This window comes from Parafrankia sp. BMG5.11 (assembly GCF_004337455.1).
In genome coordinates this window covers 21,351-42,512 of sequence record NZ_SJXI01000109.1, presented here as the reverse complement: position 1 = coordinate 42,512, position 21,162 = coordinate 21,351, and the positions used below count along the sequence as shown (strand labels likewise).

The following is a 21,162-nucleotide window of genomic DNA, read 5'->3' as shown; positions in this document are numbered from 1 at the left end:
CCAGCGCGCGCATCGCGTCCCCACGCTCGACGTGCTCGATCTTGATGACGTCGGCACCCCAGTCGGACAGCAACGCGGACGCAGCGGGTACGAACGTGTGCTCAGCGACCTCGAGGATCCGTACACCCTGCATCACCGCGGTCATGAACACTCTCCTGCCTCATCGCCGGTGGCGGTCACCGGCCACATCGTGTACGCGGGGATCGGCGGATCACCTTTTCGCCTGGGTGGATTCCCTGCGCGCTGGTGGGCGCGCCGCGGGCGGCGGTGAGGAGCCCTGCCGGCCGGGGCGCCGGTGAAATCCACCGAGCTGGTTGGGCGCGGAATCTTCCCGGCGGGCTGCTTGAGATCAAGCTGAAGGTCGCCTGCCTGTTCGCCGGGCCGGGCGGAGAAGCCTTTCCGGTGATGTCCGGAGAACGCCGACAGCGCGGGCCAGATGGCGCGCGTCGGGAGAAGGCGTGACGTTTGCCGGTCAGCCGGGTGGGTGGTGGCGGGGGTGGGCCTGGTCATGCGACCGGCCAGGGTGCGGCGACGACGTCGGTCGCGGTACCCCGCCGCTCTCGTGGCCGGCGGTTGGGACCCATGTCGGTAGACACAAGTAGGTCCGCGCTGTAATCGTGGCCGCACACCCACTCCTTATGCGACTGGCGGTCGCTTGCCAGTGGATGAGTATGCGGGCGATGCTCGCATACCGTCAAGACGGAACTGGAGGGCCCTGTGACATCTTCACCACCCGTGGTGACCGATGGTCTCCGGTCGCCTGCTCACGACGACGGAGCCGCACCGGCCGAGGAGACGGCGGTACCCGCTGAGCCCGGATCCGCCCGCTGGTGGACGGAGCGCGCCCTGGTCGACCGTCGCCGCAGGCCGCGAGCCGGCGGACTGTCCACCGAACGCATCGTCGAGACGGCCCTGGAGATCCTCCGCGAGGAAGGGCTGGAAGCGCTGACCGTGCGCTCGGTCGCCGAACGGCTCGGCACCAGCAACGCCTCGCTTTACCGGCACATCGCCAGCCGCGACGAGCTGATCGCCCTCATCGCCGACCACGTGATGGGCGACATCCGACTCGATCGCACCGGCCGCGGCTGGCGCGCCGACATCGAGGCACTGATGTTCGAGATGCGCAGGGTCACCCTCAGCCAGCCGCTGCCCCCGTCGGCTGGGCGGAGCAAATCGGGATCCGGATCCGGGCCGAACATGCTGCGCCTCGTCGAATTCGCCCTCGCCCTGTACCGCGAGGCCGGACTGACCGACAGACAGGCGGTCTACACGACCATAACGATGATCGAGTTCGTTGGCGGTTCCACCAACATCCGACGCAGCCCCGCCGGTCGCGGCTCGAACGGAGTGGCCGGAGCAGCCGACCTGCGTCAACTTCTCGACGGACTACCCGCCGACGACTTCCCGGCGCTACGTACGGCCGGGAATCTCTACACCGCCGCCTCCGCCGACGACGTCTTCACCCACGGCATGACCCTCTTCCTCGACGGCGTCGCCAGCCAACTCCCCAGCAATCAATAACCGCACCGCAGATACCCGACCCCTGAGAGGCCAAGCTTGAACAGGGCGGCTGCGCCGACCCAGGGGATGCTGCGAGCTGCGTGGCGCTCGCCGTTCCAACAGTGTTGGTGCCGCCTTTTCGTCATGCCGTCAAATTTGTCATGGGCTTGGTGGGCTCGCTGAGCAGATCACGCCCGTACAACTCGCCGCGTCCGTGAACAGGTAACACCCCGCCGACTACCCTCAGTACAGGCCGAGGAACTGTGGATCAAGCGCTAAGAGGGCGCCTCGCGTGGCTTTGATAGATCTTTGAGGCCATGTTCGTCGACAACCTTCTGTCAGCAGCTCGAGGTGCTGGACGAACTGTCCGAGCTGCTGCTGGACGAGGAACTGTCGTAGCTACTGCTCGACGAACTACCGGAGCTGCTGTGGCTGTCGGAGCCGCCCCAGGAGTCCGAACCCGAGTGACAATGATCGTGATGACCGCCGTGAACATGATGGTTGTGGCCGTACTGGTCGCCGTGGCGGTGGCCGTAGTGGCCGTGGCTCCAACCGCCGTCGCCGTCGTCGGAACCGCCACTGCTTCCCCTCGGTTCGGCCCCGAGAACGGTGCCGAACCGAGGGGTGAAATCGCGACCCCGGCCGCCGAAGCCGAAACGTCCGGGTAGCGGCGGCGGGGCGCCCCCGCGGCCGTGCAACTCGTCGAGCCTCCACCGGGTCAGGCGCGGCAGGAGCAGGAGGATCGAAATCATCGTGACCGCCGTCACGCCAGCGATCATCGGCGCAAGCAGGAATCGCTTGTCCGCCGGGAGCATGAAGGAGACCGAAAGGGCCCCACCTATGAGAAGCACCGGGACCGCGTGCAGACCAGCTATCACACGTGACATGTCCTGAGTTGTAGCGCGGCCGATCAGCCTCCCACCGCGATCGACGCCGACCCGACAGGTGGGCGCGAGCCGGGGTTCGCGCCACCGAACCTGACCCCGGCCGGCGCACCTGCCAGGGCGCCCCGGCCCCGGCTCCCCGCCGGCGACGGGTCTGGAGCCGCGGACGAACATCGACCAACGGGCCGGGTCGCGATCTCGTGCCCGGATCAACACGCCTCTACCTGCGGAGCAGGATGGCGGTCGCGTCATCGTGGCGCTTCTCCTGGCGGCGTGCAGCCATCTCGGGTGCCTCGGCGCGCTCCGCCGCGCGGGTCCGGCGAATCAACTCGGCAGGCCCCGGCTTGTCCAGAAGATCCACCAGGCCCAGCCAGTCCAGCACGCCGAACTGTTCGACGAGCCGGGACGCGCCGTCCGACAGCAGGGCCGCGCGGTGGACCTCGTCAGCCGGCACCGAACCGGTGACGGCCTGATATGCGGCGTCAGGGTTGGTGGAAGCCACCCAGAACCCGCCCGGCTGGTTCCGGGAACGGGCCACCCCGTCTGCCGAGTAGTCCGGCAGGTGCGCTATCCGGTCGTCGATGATCGGGCGGATGGTTCCACCGAGGTCGAGGATCAGCGGCGAGTCGGCAAGGACGAGGTATTCGAACTCCTCGGATGTCCACCGTGCGATGACGGCGGTAGAGCTGGGACTGTTGGGGTTCGACAGGTCGCAGTCGGGGCCGTGCCGGCGGCAGGTTGCCTGGATGGACTCGGCAAGCAGGTCTGGGAGAGCTGGGAGAGTCTGCTGCGAGCCGAGTAGCCGTTGGGCGAGCTCCCCGGCGAGGGTGCTGGCGAGCCAGCGGACGTCGTGCACGCACCCGGAGACCACACCGGCACGGGCGGTCGCGCCGTCGAGGATGAACGCCCAGCCGTCGCCGACGGCGACCGCGTCCTCGTTGACCCGGCCGGGGGTGTGCTCGGTGGCGAAGGTCGCGCGCATCAGTCTGGGATCCTGAAATGGTTGAAGGGCTGGGCCATGTCACCTGCGATCACAGCGTGCATACCTCCACCAGCCGACCGCCGACAGCGTAGGCAGGACGTCAGCCTGCCAGCGACGCTGGCATCGCCGCAGCCCGCGGCGACTGCACCCCGCTACAGCCGCTTCGTCACGACATTCGCCGTGACGGAGCCCTCCTTGTTCAACCCACCCTAGCCGAATCGTCACTGTACGAATCTAAATGATTGCGATAAGCTTCCTTGCGGGGGTGTGGGTGATGCTCAAACTCCGCAATGTCGTCGTTTCTGCACATAGTCCGTGGCGTCTGACCGGTTCGGGTCGTACGCCACGAGTGTTGTGGTGCGCCATCATCGCCTCCCTGGCGCTGCTGGGGCTGGATGTTGCTTTCGCGGTGCTGCTGGACCTGCGCTCCGCCCGCGTCGCCACGGACCTCGTCTCCACCGCCGCCCAGTTCGCCGCCGCGGCCGCCTGCTTCTGGACCGCCCGGCGGGTACGCGGGGCGGAGCGCCGCTGGCGGGTGCTCGTCGGTCTCACCGCCGCCGGGGCGATGCTCGCCAGCCTCTCGATCGCACCGACGTTGCTGGCCGGAGACCTGCCCCACAGGCAAGGCATGTCCCCGGCGTATGCCGTCTTCCTCAGTTTCTACGGGGTGGCCCTGGCCGGGCTGCTGTCCCTGCCCACCGACCCGGTGGACAGCCGGGCCGGGAGTGCTGGCAGGCGGTGGTACGGCGCCCACCGCTGGCATGCGATCACCCTGCTGGACTGCCTGCTGATCGCCGGCTCGCTCGTCCTGCTGCAATGGGGGACGGTGCTCGCCCCGCTCGTCCAGACCGGCCCCGGTCTCAGGCCGTTCCGGTTCGCTTTGACCCATCAGGGTGCCGGTCTGATCCTCGCCACCGCGGTCGTGCTGATCGCCTGCTTCCGCCGACCCCGTGCCCCGGCGACGCTGGCGCTGCTGGGCACCGGCCTGCTGGCCTACGGACTCACCACCAACGTCATGGCCTACGTCGCCGCGGAGTACGGGTTCCACCTGCCACCCTGGGGCCTGATCGGGTTCGCTCTCGCCTTCCTGCTGGTCTTCCTCGCCGCGTTCGTCCCGGTCCCGACCCCCACGCCCCCCGAGGGCCCCGCTCCGCCCAGCCCGCGGGCGATGTGGGCCCACGCCGCGTTGCCCTACGCCGCGCTCACCGCCGCGGGCCTGCTGATCCTGGGCAAGCTGACCACCGGTGCCCGCCTCGACCGGTTCGAGACCTACGGCATGATCACACTGCTGGTGCTCGCCCTGCTCCGGCAGATGGTCACCCTCGCCGAGAACACCCGGCTACTCGCCGAGATCCGGGAACGCGAACGGCAACTGCACCACCAGGCGTTCCACGACCCGCTGACCGGCCTGGCGAACCGGACACTGTTCACCCGCCGGCTGCAACGAGCCCTCATCCAAGGCACCGACAGCGACACCACCCACACCCCCGCCGTCACCTCCGGCGAGGACACGGTGTCCGTCCTGTTCCTCGACCTTGACGGCTTCAAAAAGGTGAACGACACCTTCGGCCACGCCGCCGGCGACGAACTCCTCCAGATCAGCGCCGACCGGCTACGCGCGGAAACCCGCGCGATCGACACCGTCGCCCGCCTCGGCGGTGACGAGTTCGGCGTCATCCTCGACGGCGGCGGCCCCGACGACCCCCGCCGCATCGGCGAACGGCTCGCCACCGCCATCCAGGCCCCCTGCCTGCTGGCGGGGCGGCCCTACACCCCCCGCGCCAGCCTCGGCCTGGTCACCCTCGACAGCACCAGCACCAGCACCCGACCCGCCACCCCCGACATCCTGATCCACCAGGCCGACCTGGCCATGTACACCGCCAAACGCGCACAAACCGGCGGACTCGTCATCTACCAACCCGACCCGTCCACCCCCACGACCATCACCAACTGACCCATCACCGACCGCCACGACCGATCCACAGGTAGTCGGACACTCCGGCACCTGATCCTCCTCGCAGCGGGATCAGGCGCCGGTCGTCTGTCCGGCTCGAAGGGCACCGTCGTGGGTAACGTGTCAGTCTGCCTGTCCATGGGACCTGGCGCGGCTCGCACCGTCCTTCGCCGTTGCGGCCCAGGTGGCCAGCAGTTCGAGGCCGTCACCCGAGGGTGTTTCCGCCTCGGCGGTGTAGATCACGATAGCCAAGGTGTCCTCGCCGGGAAGTCCGAGAGCCTCGTGGGCGAGTTCGAGCTCGCCGATGGCGGGATGGCGGAAGCGTTTCGTGCCGTGACGGTGCACGAAGACGTCCTGCGCAGCCCACCAGGTGCGGAAGGGCTCGCTGCGCATGGAAAGCTCGCCGATGAGGTTCATCAGCTGCCTGTCATGAGGGTCCCTGGCTGCTGCGGTACGCAACGCACCGACGGACTCACGGGCCACCTTCTGCCATTCCGGGTAGAACGCCCGTGTGTACGGATCGAGGAACGCGAACCGCATAGAATTCACCGGCTGCGTCGCGGTGGTGAACACGGGCGAGTAGAGGGCCCGGCCCAGCGGGTTGGCGGCGAGGATGTCGAAGCGGTGGTTGCACAGGAGCGCGGGCACGCCGGTCATCGAGTCCAGGACGCGGCGGATGGCGGGCCGGATCTTCGGTACGCTCTCGCACCGGCGGGTGCGCGCCGCAGCCGGGCTGGCGGCGCGGGCCAGGTTGTACAGGTGCGCGCGTTCGACCTCGTCGAGCCGCAGCGCGCGGGCGACGGCGTCCAGGACGCTGTCGGAGACCCCGGAAAGGTTGCCGCGTTCCAGGCGGGTGTAGTACTCGACGCTGACGCCGGCGAGCACGGCGACCTCACCACGGCGCAGCCCGGCCACCCGGCGGTTCCCGTAGGCGGGAAGTCCGGCCTGACCGGGGCTGATCCTGGCCCGACGTGAGGTGAGGAACGCGCGGACCTCACTGCGGTTGTCCATCCCTCCAGGCTAAGTACCACCTCTGGTGGTTGGGGGTCTCTGCCATTACCCCCCTTGATGGTGACTCCCTCCCCGGGCGGCCATAAGCGATCCGGTCCCCACCGCGCTGGGCGACCAGGCGGACCAGCCGGCGGAACCGGGTCGGTTTCAACCCGGCGAATGGAAAGATCCACTGAGGGTCAGCAGCGGAGACGACCTGCACCCCAACATGATCCGCCAGGCAGCCCCGGGTCCCCGCACGAGGTTACGAAACAGCCTTTGGCCCGGCCTGCCAGGCTCTGACGGGGCCTCCCAGGGCTGTATCGAGCCGCCTAGCGTGGAATGGCGTGCACGCAACCACGTCGGCCCCTAGCCAGGTCCCAGCGTCAGCGTCGGCGCGCCGACGCCGCGGAAGGAGACCGATGCGATGAGAGTCCGCCTGCCCCCGGCCGTCGTCCCCCTCACCGCCACAGTCGGCTTTGCCCTGGCCACATGCAGCCCGTCCGCTCCCGACCCGGCCGCATCGCCGATTCCGCTATCGCAATCGCCTCCCGTAACGACATCCGCCAGGCCGGATAGCCTTGCGGCTCCCGTCGCGTCCACCACGCTCCTAACCGCCCTGGACACGCCCTGGACTGTTGTGTTCCTCGGCGGCACGCCCCTCATCATCGAGCGCGACGACGGCATCATTCCCGAAGTTCTCTACTACGGGGCCCCTCTCGTCGTGGAAACCGGGGAGTGCGCGCGGCACGCCGGCGAGTCCGGGCTGTTAGGCCTCGCCCTCGACGGGCAGAACCGGCTCTACGCCGACTTCACCAGCGCCGAGCGACCCCGACATCAATAAAGGTCATTTTCCGAATTCGCGGTGTGCTCTCCCTGGTCTGAAGGGGTCCTATGACGATCCGGCGCCTTCCGTTGCTCGCGATGGCTCTCGCCTTCCTTCTGGCCGCCTGCGGGTCGGACTCCCCCGCTCCCGCCGCAACCACTCCGAGTCAGGGTGACCCGGCGCCCTCCGCCGCCGTGTCGGGGCTGGTACCGGTGACCCTCGCCGTCCCGGAGGGAATGGACGCCGCCCCGCTGAACACGCAGCGGCAGGCGCTCGTGCCCCCCGGCTGGACACTGTCTGTGTTCGCACGGGTCCCCTCGGCCCGGCAGGCCGCATGGGCCCCGGACGGCACCCTGCTCGTCTCGGTGCCGGAGAACGGCACCGTCGTCCGGCTGGAGCCCGACGGGCGAGGCACCGCAACCGTGTCCGCGCTGCTGACCGGGCTGAACCAGCCGCATGGGCTCGCCTTCTCCGGCTCGGCCCTGTACGTAGCGCAGAGCGACCGGGTGAACGCCTTCGCCTACGCGGCGGGACAGGCGACGAACCCGCGTCCGGTTGTCACGGATCTACCCGATGCCAGGAGCCCGGACCTGCGAGGCAGATACGCCCATGCGTTGAAAAGTGTCGCCGTGAGTCAGGACGGATCGGTCTACGTGTCCGTCGGATCCACCGGCAACATCAGCGCTGACGATCTCACCGCGACGCCGCCGCGGGCCTCGATCCTGCGCGTGCCACCCGGCGGCGGGCCACCGGAGCCGTTCGCCGTGGGCGTCCGCAACGGCACCGCCCTCGCCGTCGCCCCCGACGGCGCGGTATGGACCGCGGTCAACAACCGGGACAACATCCAGTTCCCGTACGACCGCCCCTACGGCGACGATCCGGGGTCGGCGCGAGGGCAGGTGATCGACGAGTATGTGCGTGACCATCCCGTCGAGCCCTTCGCGAAACTCACCCCCGGGCGGAACCTGGGCTGGCCGTACTGCAACCCCGACGCCGACGTGGACCCCGGTGTCCGCGGCTCCCGCCAGGACTTCTCCGACGTCCCGTTCACCCGCGACGTCCAGACGAACCCGGACGGGCGGATGCTCGACTGCGCGACACTCCCCCCCGTGGAGCAGGCACTCCCCGGGCATTCCGCGCCGCTGGGCCTGTCGTTCGTCGACGGCGACCTGCCAGGCGACTACGCCTCCGGCGCGCTGGTGGGCATACACGGCTCGTGGAACGCGTCACCCCCACGCGCCCCGGAAGTGTCGTTCTTCCCCTGGCGCAACGGCGACCTGGGCGGGCAGCAGACCCTGGTCGGCGGGTTCCAGACTGCGGACGGCTCTCGGTGGGGCCGTCCGGTGGCCGCGGTCGCGGGACCGGACAGGGCCGTCTACATCACCGACGACCAGGCCGACGCCGTGTACCGGCTGGCTCCCCCGGCGCGCTGAACCAGCCGCAGCGTCATCTACCAGACCTGGCCGAAATGGGTCTCGTCGCTGGCCAGACAGCCCTTAGGGGACGCGGGCGATGGCGCCGTAGACGTTGACGCGGCTGTCGGCCAGTTCCTCAGGGACGTCCTTCTCGGCGTGCCAGCGGTGGACCGGCACGACACCCGGCTCGCCGAGGTCGAGGCCGGTGAGGGAGCCCTCGACCTCGACCCGGGAGCGTGGGGTCAGCGCGATCCCGCGTGCCTGGTAGACGGCCGAGACCCGCTCCGCCTCCTCCGGCGCGAAGTCCCCGGTGGCGTGGGTGAGCGCCACGTAGCTGCCCGGCGGGAGGATCTCCGTGTAGCGGCGGACCAGGCCGTACGGGTCGTCCGACTCAGGGAGAGCACGAGCGGCCGGTCGAGGTCGAGAGTCTCGGCCAGCTCGGGCGAGGCGAGGATCTTCTCCGGCTCGCGCAGGTCGGCGTCGAGGTAGGCGGTGCGGCCCTGCCGGGTACCGGTCAGCAGGGTGCGGGCGTGCGCGAGGACGATCGGATCGTTGTCGGCGTAGACGATCCGGGCGTCCGCGGCGGCCTCCTGCGCGACCTCGTGCAGGTTCGGGGAGGTCGGGATGCCGGTGCCGATGTCGAGGAACTGCCGCAGCCCCAGCTCCCTGACGAGTCTCCGGGTCGCGCGGTGCAGGAACGCCCGGTTCTCACGCGCCCCGGTCCGCATGTCCGGGAAGATGGCCAGCGTCTGCTCGGCGGCCTCCCGGTCAGCCGGGAAGTTGTCCTTGCCGCCCAGGAAACAGTCGTACACCCGAGCCGAGTGCGGAACATCGATCTTCAGATCGGCCGGGGTGAGCTGTTCTGTCACAGGCGTGAACCACGGCCTCGCACCGGACGCTCCGGCCTCGGCATCGGCCTCGGCATCGGCATCGGTCACCGTGCACAAACCCCCACGTTCCGGCGCAACCATCTGGAATCACCCTGACGGGCAGCCGGCCACCTTCCCCGCAAGACCACGGCAGACAGCGTGCGGCTCGCCGGGAGGCGTCGGGCTGTGAGGCGTCGGGCTGCACCCCTTGGCGGTGACGCGTGGTTAGCATCCACCCGGATTCGGGTAGCGGAATCTCAAGGGGATGCCCTCGCGGAACGGAGGGCTGACGTGGCATCGGCCTGACGAGGGGGTCCGCGGATGCGCCTTCCGGGCAGTCGATCGGTATGGCATCTGCCGGCCGCCGTCCTCCACACCCTCACCCCACCCCTGTTCGACCGGTTCGAACCGCGCACGGAACCCGGCCGGCGCGACCGCGTCGCCGGCCGAATGACGAGCTTCGAGGTAGGCGGAGCCTCCGGGCCGGAGGGCGAGACCCGCTGCCGGGCGCTGGAAGAGGCGCTCGGGCGTCACCCGGGGGTCGCCTGGGCTCGGGTGAACGCGCCGCTGAAGCGCGTCCTGATCGGCCTGGTCGATTCCGCGCCCACCGCGGACGAGCTGGCCACCGCCGTGAGGCAGGTGGAGGGGGTGACGGCCGAGCCGAGCGTTGACCTGCTGCCCGGCGGCTTCACCGGACCGGTCCGCCGGTCGGGGATGGCCCTGGCCGCCGACGCGGCGGCGCTGGCACTGGCGTCGGTGGGTCGGCTCAGCCGGTGGGCGTCGCTCCCCGCCGAGCTCGCCTCGCTGGTCACGCTCGTCGACACCCAGCCCCGGCTGCGCTGTCAGCTGGAACGGGTCCTTGGCCAGGACAATGCCGACCTCGCCCTCGCGGTGGCCAACGCGGCCGCCCTCGGCCTGACGCGGGGATATGTCAGCCTCGGTACCGACGTCGCCTACCGACTCCTGGCCCTCGACGCGGCACGCGCCCGCCGGGATGCGTTCGCGGCCGTGGCGGACGAACTGCTGGGCCGCCCCGAATGGGCCGGGGCGCGACCGGTGGTCGTCGAACGGCCGCGACCGCTGCCGGCCGGCCCGATCGAGCACTATGCGGATGTCGCCGTGCTCGGCGGGCTGGCGGCCGGTGCGGCCGCGGCCGGCCTCACCCGCACCCCGCGCCGGGCGGCCGCTCTCGCCCTCACTGCGCTGCCCCGCTCGACCCGGCTCGGCCGCGAGGGATTCGCCCTCCAGCTGACCCGCGTGCTCGCCCGACGCGGCGCGCAGGTGATGTCCCCGGCCGCACTGCGGTTGCTCGACCGCGTCGACACCGTCGTCGTCGATCACGACGTCCTGGTCAGCGGCCAGCACACCATCGGTGACATCGTGTCGTTGCCTGGCGCCGACCCGAGCGAGGTGGCCGTCCGCTCCCACGCGCTGTTTCGTCCCGCCGACACCACTGCCCGCGTGAGCCGGGACGGCTGGACGCTCGGCCCGGTGGAACGGTTGGCCATCCGGGGCCGCACCGGGGTGCGGGAGCGGCGCCGGCTGGCCGCGGCGGGGGCGGTGACCGTGCTCGGCCTCGCGCAGGGCACGAGGTTGATGGCGCTCGTCGGGCTGGTGCCCGAGCGTGTGGAGGCCAGCGAGCAGTTCCTGGCCGCCTGCCGCCGTTCCGGCTGCGCCGTGTTCGTGGCCGGCGGCCCGGAGGGTGGGCCGAGCGGGCGGACGCCCTGGGACGGGTGGGCCGGGTTCCGGCATGCCCCGGGGGGCACCCGGCTGGTGGCGACCGTCCGTGGTTTGCAGGCGGAGCGCGGCGGTGTACTCGTCGTGTCCCGGCAGCGGGCAGCGGTCGGCTGCGCGGACTGCGGGGTGGGCGTAGCCGGGCCGGACGGATCGCCGGCGTGGGGGGCTCATGTTCTGGTCGGCAACGACCTCCTCGCCGCGGGGCTCGTGGTCGAGGCTGCCGGTGTGGCGTCCCGGGTCAGCCGGCACGCGGTGCGCCTGGCGGAGCTGGGCACGGGGACCGCCGCCCTGGTCGCGCTGACCGGGGCCGGCGAGGCGCTGGCGGCCCGCGCTCAGCTCATGGTGACGGTTGCGGCCGCGGCCGCTCTGGGGGAAGGCGCCTGGGCGGCGCGTGAGCTGGGCCGCCGGCCGGCGCCTCCGACGATCCCGCATATCCCATGGCATGTGCTGCCGCCCGGGGCATGCCTGGACCGGCTCGGCAGCACCCGGCGAGGACTCTCCACCGGCCAGGTCGCCCAGCGGCAGGTCGGCGAGACGTCCGTGTCCGTGAACGCCCCCGGTCTGGCCCGGGCGTTCACCGCGGAACTGGCAAACCCGCTCACCCCGGTCCTGCTCGGCGGCGCCGCGCTGTCCGCCTCCACCGGATCGGTCCTCGACTCCGGGCTCGTCGTCAGCGTCGCGGTCGGCTCCGCGCTCATCGGGGCGGTGCAGCGGCTGCGCGCCGACCGGGCGCTGGCTCGTCTCTTCGCCGTCTCGGCCATCCCAGCTCTGGTGCGGCGGGACGGTGCGGACGTGGAGCTGACCGCGGACGATCTGGTGGCCGGGGATGTGCTCACGCTGGGGCCGGGCGACGTCGTCCCCGCCGACTGCCGCCTGCTGTCCACCGAGGCACTCGAGGTGGACGAGTCGTCGCTGACCGGCGAATCGCTCCCGGTGACGAAGTCGCCGAAGCCGGTCGCCGCCCGGGACCTGGCGGAGCGGACCTGCATGGTCTTCCAGGGCACGACCGTGGCCGCCGGGCGCGCCACCGCCCTGGTGGTGGCTACCGGCACCGCCACCGAGGCGGGGCGGGGCCTGGCCGCGGCCGCCGAGCCGGCGAGACCGGTGGGTGTGCAGGCCCGGCTCGCGGCGATCACGGACCTCACCGTCCCGGTCGCACTCGGCGCGGCCGGGACGTTGCTGCTGTCCGGGCTGGTACGTGGCCTCCCGATCCGGAACACGCTGAGTGCCGGAGTGGCGCTGGCCGTCGCGGCGGTCCCCGAGGGGCTGCCCTTCCTCGCCACGGCCGCCCAGCTCTCCTCCGCCCGACGGTTGGCCGGGCGGGGCGCGCTCGTACGCAACCCGCGCACCATCGAGACGCTCGGCCGGGTGGACGTGCTGTGCTTCGACAAGACCGGGACCCTCACCAAGGGGAAGATCCGGCTGACCGCGGTGTCGGACGGCTCCCGTTCCCGTCCGCTGGCGGACCTCGACGGGACCGGGCGTCAGGTGGTGGCCGTCGGCCTGCGCGCCACCCCGGACGACCAGCATCGCAAGCTGCCGCACCCGACCGACCGGGCGGTCGTGAAGGGCGCCGCCGCCGCGGGTGTGAGCCGGGCACCCGACGGGCGGGAATGGTCGCCGTTGACCGCCCTGCCGTTCGACCCGAGCCGCAGCTACCACGCCTGCCTGGGCCAGCTTGGCGCCGCCACGTTGCTCAGCGTCAAGGGAGCGCCCGAGGTGGTGCTGCCCCGCTGCACCCACCGCCGGACCGGCCGCCGCACCCAGCCGCTCGACGTCCGTGGCCAGGCACGTCTGGCTCGGGAACACCACCGCCTCGCCGCCGCGGGCTACCGGGTGCTTGCCGTCGCCGAGCGCCGCGTGGCGGCCGCGGGCCCCGCGGCGCGCCGGCAGCTGGCCGACGACGACGTCGCGGGCCTTGCGTTCCTCGGGTTCCTGGCGCTGTCCGACCCGGTCCGGGACACCGCGACCCCGTCCCTCGACCAGCTGCGCGCCGCGGGCGTGCAGATCATAATGATCACCGGCGACCATCCGAGCACCGCGCGGACGATCGCCGCGGAGCTCGGGGTGCTTGACGGCGATGCGCAGGTGGTGACCGGCGCGGAACTCGATGCCATGGCCGACGCGGAACTCGACGCCATGCTGCCGCGGGTGGCCGTCGTCGCCCGCGGCACACCGGCGCACAAGGTCCGGGTGATCGAGGCCTTCCAGCGGCTGGGCAGGACCGTCGCGATGACAGGTGACGGTGACAACGACGCGCCCGCCATCCGGCTCGCGGACGTGGGCATCGCGCTGGGTAAACGGGGGACCCCGGCGGCACGGGCCGCGGCCGACGTGATCATCACGGAGAACCGGCTGGACGCCATCCTCGCCGTGCTCGTCGAGGGCCGGTCGATGTGGGCCTCGGTCCGCAAGGCGCTGGGCATCTTCGTCGGCGGCAACCTCGGCGAGATCGCCTTCACCCTTCTCGGCTCGCTGGCCACGGGACGCTCACCGCTGTCCGCCCGGCAGTTGCTGCTCGTCAATCTGCTCACCGACCTCGCCCCCGGACTGGCGGTGGCGCTGCGCCCACCGGATCCGGAGGCGAGCGGCCGGCTCCTGGGCGAGGGGCCCGAACGGTCCCTGGGCAGTCCCCTCAACGCAGAGATCGCGGTGAGAGCGACCGCGACGACCCTGGCCGCCGCGGGTGCCTGGATCGCCGCCCGCCTCACCGGGCGGCGCCGGCGCGCCGACACGGTCGGGCTCGCGGCGCTCGTCGGCTCCCAGCTCGGCCAGACCCTGCTCGTTGGCGGGCGCAGTCGCATGGTGATCCTCAGCAGCCTGGTCTCGGCGGTCGTCCTGGCCGCCGTCGTGCAGGTGCCCGGGTTGAGCCACTTCTTCGGCTGCACCCCACTCGGCGCGGCCGGATGGACGATCGCCGTCGCCGCGTCCGCTGCCGCGACGCTGCTCTCGTTCCTGCTGCAGCGGCGTACCGAACGCCTGCTACAGCGGCGTACCGAACGGCCCGTCCCGGCTCGCGCCGACTTGACCCAGATCCTCCACGGCCTCGCCCGCGTTCCCCGGGCGGCGGTCCGGACAAGTGCGGCCGGCCCCGTCCCGGCACCGGCCGGTCGCGGAGCAGGATGACGCCGAGCGGGACATCGAGGGGAGCGGTCGATTTTGCCGAGCTCCCACCCGGGGGATGCTATTGCCGTCGTCCGAGGTGAGGAGGAACCATGATGAGCGGGATGAGTAGTCCGTCGCGGGCCCGCACGAGCGGCAGGCGGACGGCGAGCGGCAGGCGGACGCAGGACCAGGACGGCCAGCGGGCCGCACAGTCACCGGTCGAGCAGATGGGGGCGGACGCGAAGGAGCGGCACGAGACCCACTCGGCGATGCTGCGGCTGCCGTTCCTCAATGCGCGGTTCGAGATCCCCCACCCGTCGGGGGAACCGATGCACCTGGGCCCGATGACACTGCCATCACCGGGGAAGACCGCCTACTACGCGGGGCTGGGGCTGCTGGCCGTCACCGAAGTGATCGAATGGCCGGTCGTCGCCGCGATCGCGGCCGGTACCTATGTCGCCCAGCACACCGGCACCCCCCGGGGCGACCAACTCCGGGCCGAGCAGGCGCGCCACGGTCAGCGCGAGCCGGCGACCGTGTCGTCCTGACGCGGTCGCCGGGCTGACCGGGCACTCGGCGTCAGGTACCGGCGGGCAGGAGTTCGCCGATCAGCTTCTCGATGCGGGCACGGATGTCGTCGCGGATCGGGCGGACCGCGTCGATGCCCTGCCCGGCGGGGTCGTCGAGTTTCCAGTCCTCGTAGCGTTTGCCGGGGAAGATGGGGCACGCGTCGCCGCAGCCCATGGTGATGACCACGTCGGAGGCTTGGACGGCCTCGACGGTGAGGATCTTCGGGGTTTCGGCGGTGATGTCGATACCGACCTCGCTCATCGCGGCGACGGCGGTCGGGTTGATCTGCTCGGCGGGCATGGAGCCGGCGGAACGGACCTCGATCTTCCCGGCGGCGAGGTGGGTGAGCCAGCCGGCGGCCATCTGGGAACGGCCGGCATTGTGCACACAGACGAACAGCACCGAGGGCTTCTCGGACACGGACAGGTCCTTTCGCTACCAGGTGAGCCTGCGCGGCCGGGTCGGGCCGCGGCGTGAGGGTCAGCGGGGGGCGGGCAGGGTTAGGTCGGGGAGCATGCTGGCGATCAGCCCGCGGACCCGGTGGTCGATGTCGTCGCGAACGGCGGCGACCTGATCGGCCGGTGCGCTGTCAGGGTCGTCGATGGGCCAGTCCTCGTAGCGTTTGCCGGGGACATAGGGGCAGCGGTCCCCACAGCCCATGGTGATGACGACGTCGGCGGCGGCGAGGATGTCGTCGGTCAGCGGCTTGGGGAACTCCTCGTCCAGGCTCAGACCGATGTCCTTCATCGCCGCGATGACCTCGGGATGGATGTGCTCGCCGGGGTCGGAGCCGCCGGTACGGATGTGCAACGCGGACCCGGCGTAGTGACGGGTCAGCGCGGCGGCCATCTGTGAGCGGCCGGCGTTGCGGACGCAGACGAACAGCACTTCGGGGACCCGCTTGGCGATCAGTCCGCGGGTGGCGCCGAGGGCTTCGAGGCGTTCCCGGGTCAGTCGTTCCGCCAGTGTCGGGAGGAACAGGGTGACCCGGGCAGTGCGGGCGAGCTGGCGGTAGGAGTCGAGGAGCACCTCCTCGACCTCGCTCGCCGGGAAGGTGGTGTCGTAGTCGTAGGCGAGCCGGGCCGCACTCGCGGACAGCGCCCGTGCGGTCACCGGGTCCAGGCCCGGTAAGCCGCCGACGCCGGTAGAGCTGTCGAAATCGGTCATGAGACACCTCCAGGAAGACGTGGCTGGGAGGCACCGTTCGCCGCGGCGGCGGTGTCGGTGTGCGGGAGCAGGACCTGGGCGGCCTGCGCCGGGGTGGTCGGGGTCGGGGGGTAGAACAGCCGCACCAGCCCGTACCCGACCAGCCCTCCGACCGCCTGGACGGCGATGAACGCCGGTACGGAGGCGGGGGCGATCCCCGCGAAGGTGTCGGAGAACATCCGCCCGACGCTGATCGCCGGGTTCGCGAAACTGGTGGAGCTGGTGAACCAGTACGCCGCACCGATGTAGGCGCCGACCGCGGCCGGGGCCCGTTCACCCCGCTCGGAACGCACCAGCGCGAAGATCAGGAGGATGAGGCCGGCGGTCGCGACGACCTCGGCCAGCAGGTGTGACCCCGATGCCCGGTGATGCGTGGAGATCGACACCGCTGGCCGGTCGAACATCAGGTTCGCCAGCACCGCTCCCGCGATACAGCCGGCGATCTGGGCGGGCAGGTAGGCGGCGGCATCCCGCCACGACAACCCCCCGAACGCGGCATCGACCGCCGTGACCACGGGATTGAAGTGCGCTCCGGACACCGGCCCGACCATCAGGATGATCGCGTACAGGCCGGCGGCGGTCGCCGCGGCGTTCTCGACCAGTTGCAGACCGATCTGATCGGGGCTGAGCTGCTGCGCGGCGATCCCCGACCCGATGACCAGCGCGGCGAGCAGCATGCTGCCCACCGTTTCGGCGGCCAGCCGCCGCACCAGCGGCGGCTGACTCTCCCCGTTGTCCGTCACGTCCGGTGTCAGCGGGTAACGCCGGCGGGTGCCGGTTCGATCGTCACCGTGGGAGCGCACACCGGCCCGCAATCACACGCCGACCCGGGGCCGTCGCCCGGCTCGACGGTGCGCAGCTGCGTGCCGCTGTTCTCGGCGATGTCGGCGAGCACCGTGTAGATCTCCCACGGCGCGCCGTCCGGGTCATCGACCCACACCTTGTCCTGCAACGCATAGCAGCAGGCGGTGTTCTCCTCCACCGCCGTCACCAGCCCGGAGTCCTGCAGCCGGGTCGCGGCGGCGGACACCTCCTCCGACGTCTCGATCTCCACCCCTAGATGGTTCAGCGCCCCCGCCACCCCAGTGCCACGAGCGTCCGGGTTCTCGATCAGCACCAGCTTCAACGGCGGCACGTCCACGGCGAAGTTCGCGTACCCCGGCCGGCGCTTCGCCGGCTCCACCCCGAACAGCTTCGAGTAGAACTCCACCGCCGCGTCCACATCGGACACGTTCAACGCCAACTGCACCCTGGCCATCACAACCACCCTCACATCGACATCGGTCTATGCCTGTCGAGCCGAGGATGGACGTGCACATAGACGGCTGTCAATAGCTGAGGCATGCTGGAGGCATGGCGACCACCTCCCCACCGGCGGCCCTCCCCGTCACCGAGACCACGGGCGACCACTCGTCCAGCCTCGCGGAGACGATCGCCGCCTGCTGCACCCCGCTGGCCCGCGCACCGCTGTCCGCCGAGGAAGCCGACAGGCTGGTCGCCGTCCTCAAGGCCATCGCCGTCCCCGCCCGGCTACGACTTCTGTCGATGATCTACGCACGGGACGGCGGCGAAGCCTGCGTCTGCGAACTCACCGAACCCCTCGGCCTCACCCAACCCACCATCAGCCACCACCTCAAAGTCCTCGTCGACGCCGGCCTGATCACCCGCGACAAACGCGGCGTCTGGGCCTACTACCGCGCCGTACCCGAAGCACTCGCCGCCCTCGCCACCGTGTTCAGCCCACCCCAATAGCAGAGAACAGAACATCCCCACCGAACGGCGCGGCGCCACGGCGAACACTCACCGTGGGCAGCTATTCCCCTGCTGGTCTCGTGGGGCTCCAGAACCCCGATCTGGGCGGTGCCCTGCGCATTTGCCTGCCGGACGGGACCTGCGTCAGAAAGTCTGGATGATCATGGTGTGGTCCCTGCTCTACGCCCTGACACGCAACGCTCTCGGACTGAGTTGCTCCGGGTTCGTGGGGACACCACGAAGGAGGTAGAGCTCCTCGTCCTGCGACTCGGGTAGCGGTGTTGCGGCGGCAGGTTCACCGGCCGACGCCGGAACCGACGGATCTACGTGTTCTTCGTCGTCGAACACGCCACCCGCCGTGCCCATGTCCTCGGAGTCACGAGACACCCAACCGCGGCGTGGGTCGCCCAGCGGGCACGGAACCTTCTCAGGGATCCCGAGGAGCGTCGGTTGGGCTCAGCCGGTCGGCCTCCAGTTCCCGTCCGCCGGGTCGGGGTCCTGCGGGTCTGGGGGCGGGAGTTCGTCGCGGTCGTCGCGGTCCCGGGTGGGGGCGTCGCCGAGGTCTGACTGGAGTCGGTCGAGATCCAGGTTGAGGGAGGTGTATTTGAGTTTGCGGGCGACTTTCGTGTGTTTGGCTTTCGCTCGACCGCGTCCCATGGAACGACCCCTTCCGGCCATTGCGCACCCCCGCTGCGGTGCTCGTTGTGTGTGATGCCTTCTGAGAACACGAGGCGGCACGACTCCGCCACATTCTTCGGTATCGGCTTCATTACCCGAGGTAGTTCTGGATTCTGTGTGAGTGTGAGGGGTGACGCCGTTTCGCCAGGGTCCTCGACGCGATCTGCTGGATCCGGTCGCGACTTGACCGTCGTGGCGTCGATGGTGGGGAAGCCGAGCTGCCAGCGTGGCGAGGTTGTCGACCTTCTGTCACTCTTGACTTGGACGTCGCCGGGGAGGCTTGGCGGTGGCGTTGATACCGCGATACCTGCGCGTCCTTCGCAGGAGGCAGCGTGCTTGGCGGGAGGTTCGGATAGGCCGGCCGGCATTGACACAAGGTCGACATGACCCCATGTCCCCCACTCGGCCCGCCCGCCCGGCAGCGGCGGACATGCCGACCTCGCACATCGACGCACGCGCCCGACCTGTCCAGCTGTTTGACGCTCCGCTTGGCTTCGTCCCTGGCCCGTGGCCCGCGTCTACTCATGTGCGGTGAGGGCGTGGGTCGCGGCGGCGGCTATGGCGGGGGTGAGGCGGGGGTGGTCGAGGGGAGGCATCAGCTGTCCGGACGGGGTGTGCGCGGTCAGGGTGTGCACGGCGGCGACGCGAGCGGCCAGGGTGATGGGCTGCTGGGTGGTGACGGCTGCGGACAGCAGTCCGGGCAGGGCGTGTAGCGGCCGCGGGCCGGTGGTGGCTGCGGCGAGGGCCGGTGGTGTCTCCGGGCGGCTGTGGAGCACCGGGATACCGACGGGGGGAGCTGCCAGCCCGAGTAGATCGATGATCAGATCGATGTCGGGGGCGAGCCTGTGCAGGGGTTCGATGCCGTAGGCGACTGGGTCGTAGAGGGTCAGGTCGCCGATGCGCGCCGCGACCAGCAGGCCGGCGAGGTCTCCGCCACGAGGCGGATCGATCAGGACGACCCGGGCATGGTGGGGATCGATGGCGCGGGCTCGCAGGTGGGTGAGTGCTGCAGCGGCGACGCCGATGGCGAGGCCGTCGTTGACGGTGTCCAGCAGCAGGTAGGGCGCGGAGGTGAGGGCTGCGCGGACGGCGTTCACGTGTCGGATGTGAGTGTGGACTAGGACGGTGGCGGCGAAGCCTGGTGCGAGCAGCCCGATCGCGGTGGCGAGTTCAGCCGCGCCGGTGGCGGCGATCGGCAAGGGGAAGACGTCGAGTCCGGTGGCTTGATGCAGGTGGACGGCCTGGGATTCCAACGCGGGCAGGGCGGCCGCGGACGTGAGCTGCTCGAAATCGAGGACCGCGCTTGCATCGGTGAGCAGAGCTACTCGCCGTGCTCGGCCGGTGTATCGGTCGGTGTGCCGCGGATGTGCGGCCAGGTGGCGGATGATGCGGCGGTCCGCGTCGGCGTCCAACAGCGCCAGGTCGTGGCCGGTGCCGGTGGCGACGCCGACCCGCTGGGCGAGTTTGCCAGTGGCTGCCGCACGGAACGCGAGGTCCTCGGCGCCGAGGAGGTCAGCGCCGAGCCGGCCGCGCAGGGTGCGGGTGAGCCAGGTCAGAGTGCTGGACCCGTCGGCGTCGAGAATGATCCGGCGGGCACCGGTGGGGTCGGGTTCGTCGGCGTGGCACAGGACCGCACCGGGCGCGTCGGCGATGATCGCCTGCACCGTCACCAGCGCCGACCGCGGGACCCGGATCCGGATGCTGTACGCCGGGTTCGCCCTGGCCGATCCCGGCGTCAGCATCTCGCCTCCGCCGGCCGCCCATGGCCGGAGGTCGGACTGTTCATGCTGAGCTCGTCTCGGCCTTGTGCAGCTGGGCGAGTAGACCTTGCTGGCTGGTCAGCAACTCGGTGAGGATCCGCCGCGCGGCACGCATCAACTCGGCCACATCTCCGCCGGCCAGTGCGTACACCACCGTCGAGCCGTCCCGGGTCGCGGTCACGATCCCCGACCGGCGCAGCACCGCCAACTGCTGGGAGAGGTTCGAAGGTTCCACCTCGATCGCGGCCAGCAGTTCTCGCACCGGCGCCGGTCCGTCCGCCAGCAGCTCCAGCACTCTGATCCGGACCGGATGGCCCAACATGCGGAAGAACTCCGCCTTCGCCTGATACAGCGGTACCTGCACCAGCTCCACCGCCCTTCGCCGGACACCGCGTCACACCTCGATAGCCCACGGCGTACTCGACCCGGCGGACCCGGGGCCGACCCACCTCGCACGTGATCACGAGAGTCCCGCCAAGAGGGCACCGGGCGGGAAGATCCCGCCACGTCCGGAGCGCCCCGCACATGAGCTAAGCACAATGTCGCCAATTGACAAAGTCTTCAATTACTACATGATCGGCGGGAGCGAGGAGGGGCCCGCGCCGGCGATCGTGGGGCTGCCCGGTCTGTGGAGCGTCTTCGGGGCCGTGCCGCAGGCACCGGGATAGCAGGGGTGGCCCGTCGAGATCCTGCCCATCGCTACTCCCAGCTGCTGGAACAGGTCCGATACCTCCAACCCGACCCCGGGCACCAGCTCCTCGCCGGCCGCTCTCCAGCGCCCGGATGCCGTCGGGTGGCCAAGGGGCCGGAAGAACTCCGCCTTCAGCTGATACGGAGGCGTCGCGACACGCCTTGCCTGGGGCGCCCGCCGGCCGGCACGCGACGACATGTTGACGATCTTCGTCGTCGATAACCTGACAACTTCGTCAGATAG

The 21,162-nt window shown here is 70.8% G+C and carries 19 protein-coding genes and 2 pseudogenes; 9 read left to right on the top strand and 12 right to left on the bottom strand.

Annotation, left to right across the window (positions count from 1 at the left end):
• Window positions 1–145 (bottom strand): CoA transferase (locus tag E0504_RS44850; RefSeq protein WP_207974618.1); only part of this gene is annotated, 145 nt, incomplete at its 3' end.
• A gap of 572 nt (window positions 146–717) precedes the next feature.
• On the opposite strand from E0504_RS44850, the gene E0504_RS44845 reads away from it, so the two are divergent.
• Both E0504_RS44845 and E0504_RS50955 read left to right on the top strand, forming a co-directional pair.
• Complete coding sequence (locus tag E0504_RS44845; protein ID WP_112108037.1) at window positions 718–1,521, top strand: TetR/AcrR family transcriptional regulator; 804 nt, start codon at window positions 718–720, stop codon at window positions 1,519–1,521.
• Window positions 1,522–1,970: 449 nt separating this feature from the next.
• Complete coding sequence (locus tag E0504_RS50955) at window positions 1,971–2,168, top strand: hypothetical protein (protein ID WP_207974702.1); 198 nt, start codon at window positions 1,971–1,973, stop codon at window positions 2,166–2,168.
• A 436-nt stretch (window positions 2,169–2,604) separates the two neighbouring features.
• Here E0504_RS50955 and E0504_RS44835 read toward each other — a convergent pair whose 3' ends face one another.
• Window positions 2,605–3,366 (bottom strand): protein phosphatase 2C domain-containing protein, encoded by a 762-nt coding sequence (locus E0504_RS44835; RefSeq protein WP_112108036.1) that lies wholly within the window; start codon window positions 3,364–3,366, stop codon window positions 2,605–2,607.
• 274 nt (window positions 3,367–3,640) lie between these two features.
• Here E0504_RS44835 and E0504_RS44830 point away from each other — a divergent pair, with 274 nt between their 5' ends.
• The gene (locus tag E0504_RS44830) at window positions 3,641–5,320 is read left to right on the top strand and encodes a GGDEF domain-containing protein (RefSeq protein WP_131627544.1); all 1,680 of its coding nucleotides are present in this window, start codon (window positions 3,641–3,643) and stop codon (window positions 5,318–5,320) included.
• Window positions 5,321–5,443: 123 nt separating this feature from the next.
• Here E0504_RS44830 and E0504_RS44825 read toward each other — a convergent pair whose 3' ends face one another.
• Together E0504_RS44825 and E0504_RS53020 are read right to left on the bottom strand one after the other, a co-directional pair.
• The gene (locus E0504_RS44825) at window positions 5,444–6,331 is read right to left on the bottom strand and encodes a helix-turn-helix transcriptional regulator (protein ID WP_112108976.1); all 888 of its coding nucleotides are present in this window, start codon (window positions 6,329–6,331) and stop codon (window positions 5,444–5,446) included.
• A 64-nt stretch (window positions 6,332–6,395) separates the two neighbouring features.
• A pseudogene (locus tag E0504_RS53020) lies at window positions 6,396–6,533 on the bottom strand (IS5/IS1182 family transposase); the annotation flags it as partial.
• A gap of 204 nt (window positions 6,534–6,737) precedes the next feature.
• On the opposite strand from E0504_RS53020, the gene E0504_RS44815 reads away from it, so the two are divergent.
• A complete protein-coding gene (locus E0504_RS44815) occupies window positions 6,738–7,154 on the top strand; it encodes a hypothetical protein (protein ID WP_131627542.1) in 417 nt (138 codons plus the stop codon).
• Window positions 7,155–7,204: 50 nt separating this feature from the next.
• On the top strand, window positions 7,205–8,569 hold the full coding sequence (locus tag E0504_RS44810) for a sorbosone dehydrogenase family protein (RefSeq protein ID WP_131627540.1): 1,365 nt from the start codon (window positions 7,205–7,207) through the stop codon (window positions 8,567–8,569).
• A 63-nt stretch (window positions 8,570–8,632) separates the two neighbouring features.
• On the opposite strand, the pseudogene E0504_RS44805 reads toward E0504_RS44810, so the two are convergent.
• Window positions 8,633–9,522: pseudogene (locus tag E0504_RS44805) on the bottom strand (SAM-dependent methyltransferase).
• Between the two features lie 219 nt (window positions 9,523–9,741).
• Between E0504_RS44805 and E0504_RS44800 the strand changes: the two are divergent.
• On the top strand, window positions 9,742–14,283 hold the full coding sequence (locus tag E0504_RS44800; RefSeq protein ID WP_131627538.1) for an HAD-IC family P-type ATPase: 4,542 nt from the start codon (window positions 9,742–9,744) through the stop codon (window positions 14,281–14,283).
• A gap of 101 nt (window positions 14,284–14,384) precedes the next feature.
• Entirely contained in the window at window positions 14,385–14,810 is a 426-nt protein-coding gene (locus E0504_RS51670) for a hypothetical protein (protein WP_198541182.1), read from the top strand.
• Window positions 14,811–14,841: 31 nt separating this feature from the next.
• On the opposite strand, the gene E0504_RS44790 is transcribed toward E0504_RS51670, so the two are convergent.
• The 4 genes from E0504_RS44790 to E0504_RS44775 are packed head-to-tail and all read right to left on the bottom strand — an operon-like array spanning window position 14,842 to window position 17,296.
• Window positions 14,842–15,252, bottom strand: coding sequence for an arsenate reductase ArsC (locus E0504_RS44790; RefSeq protein WP_112109274.1), 411 nt, complete (start codon window positions 15,250–15,252; stop codon window positions 14,842–14,844).
• A 60-nt stretch (window positions 15,253–15,312) separates the two neighbouring features.
• Entirely contained in the window at window positions 15,313–15,999 is a 687-nt protein-coding gene (locus tag E0504_RS53015) for an arsenate reductase ArsC (RefSeq protein WP_112109275.1), read from the bottom strand.
• Window positions 15,996–16,781: an MIP/aquaporin family protein gene (locus tag E0504_RS44780; protein WP_235015058.1), complete on the bottom strand. Its 786-nt coding sequence runs from the start codon at window positions 16,779–16,781 to the stop codon at window positions 15,996–15,998. The genes E0504_RS53015 and E0504_RS44780 overlap by 4 nt, the downstream gene beginning before the upstream one ends.
• An 8-nt stretch (window positions 16,782–16,789) precedes the next feature.
• Window positions 16,790–17,296 carry an ArsI/CadI family heavy metal resistance metalloenzyme gene (locus tag E0504_RS44775; protein ID WP_112109276.1) on the bottom strand — a complete coding sequence of 169 codons (507 nt, stop codon included), beginning with the start codon at window positions 17,294–17,296 and terminating at the stop codon, window positions 16,790–16,792.
• Window positions 17,297–17,391: 95 nt separating this feature from the next.
• Between E0504_RS44775 and E0504_RS44770 the strand changes: the two genes are divergently transcribed.
• Entirely contained in the window at window positions 17,392–17,790 is a 399-nt protein-coding gene (locus E0504_RS44770) for a metalloregulator ArsR/SmtB family transcription factor (protein WP_112109277.1), read from the top strand.
• Between the two features lie 456 nt (window positions 17,791–18,246).
• On the opposite strand, the gene E0504_RS44755 is transcribed toward E0504_RS44770, so the two are convergent.
• From E0504_RS44755 to E0504_RS44745, 3 genes are all read right to left on the bottom strand, one after another.
• Window positions 18,247–18,447 (bottom strand): DUF3073 family protein, encoded by a 201-nt coding sequence (locus E0504_RS44755; protein ID WP_112109278.1) that lies wholly within the window; start codon window positions 18,445–18,447, stop codon window positions 18,247–18,249.
• Window positions 18,448–18,986: 539 nt separating this feature from the next.
• Window positions 18,987–20,210, bottom strand: coding sequence for a malic enzyme-like protein (locus tag E0504_RS44750; RefSeq protein ID WP_131627536.1), 1,224 nt, complete (start codon window positions 20,208–20,210; stop codon window positions 18,987–18,989).
• A 40-nt stretch (window positions 20,211–20,250) separates the two neighbouring features.
• A complete protein-coding gene (locus E0504_RS44745; RefSeq protein WP_071060311.1) occupies window positions 20,251–20,592 on the bottom strand; it encodes a helix-turn-helix transcriptional regulator in 342 nt (113 codons plus the stop codon).
• Window positions 20,593–20,767: 175 nt separating this feature from the next.
• On the opposite strand from E0504_RS44745, the gene E0504_RS53840 reads away from it, so the two are divergent.
• Entirely contained in the window at window positions 20,768–20,896 is a 129-nt protein-coding gene (locus E0504_RS53840; protein ID WP_255565713.1) for a hypothetical protein, read from the top strand.
• Window positions 20,897–21,162: the final 266 nt, after the last annotated feature.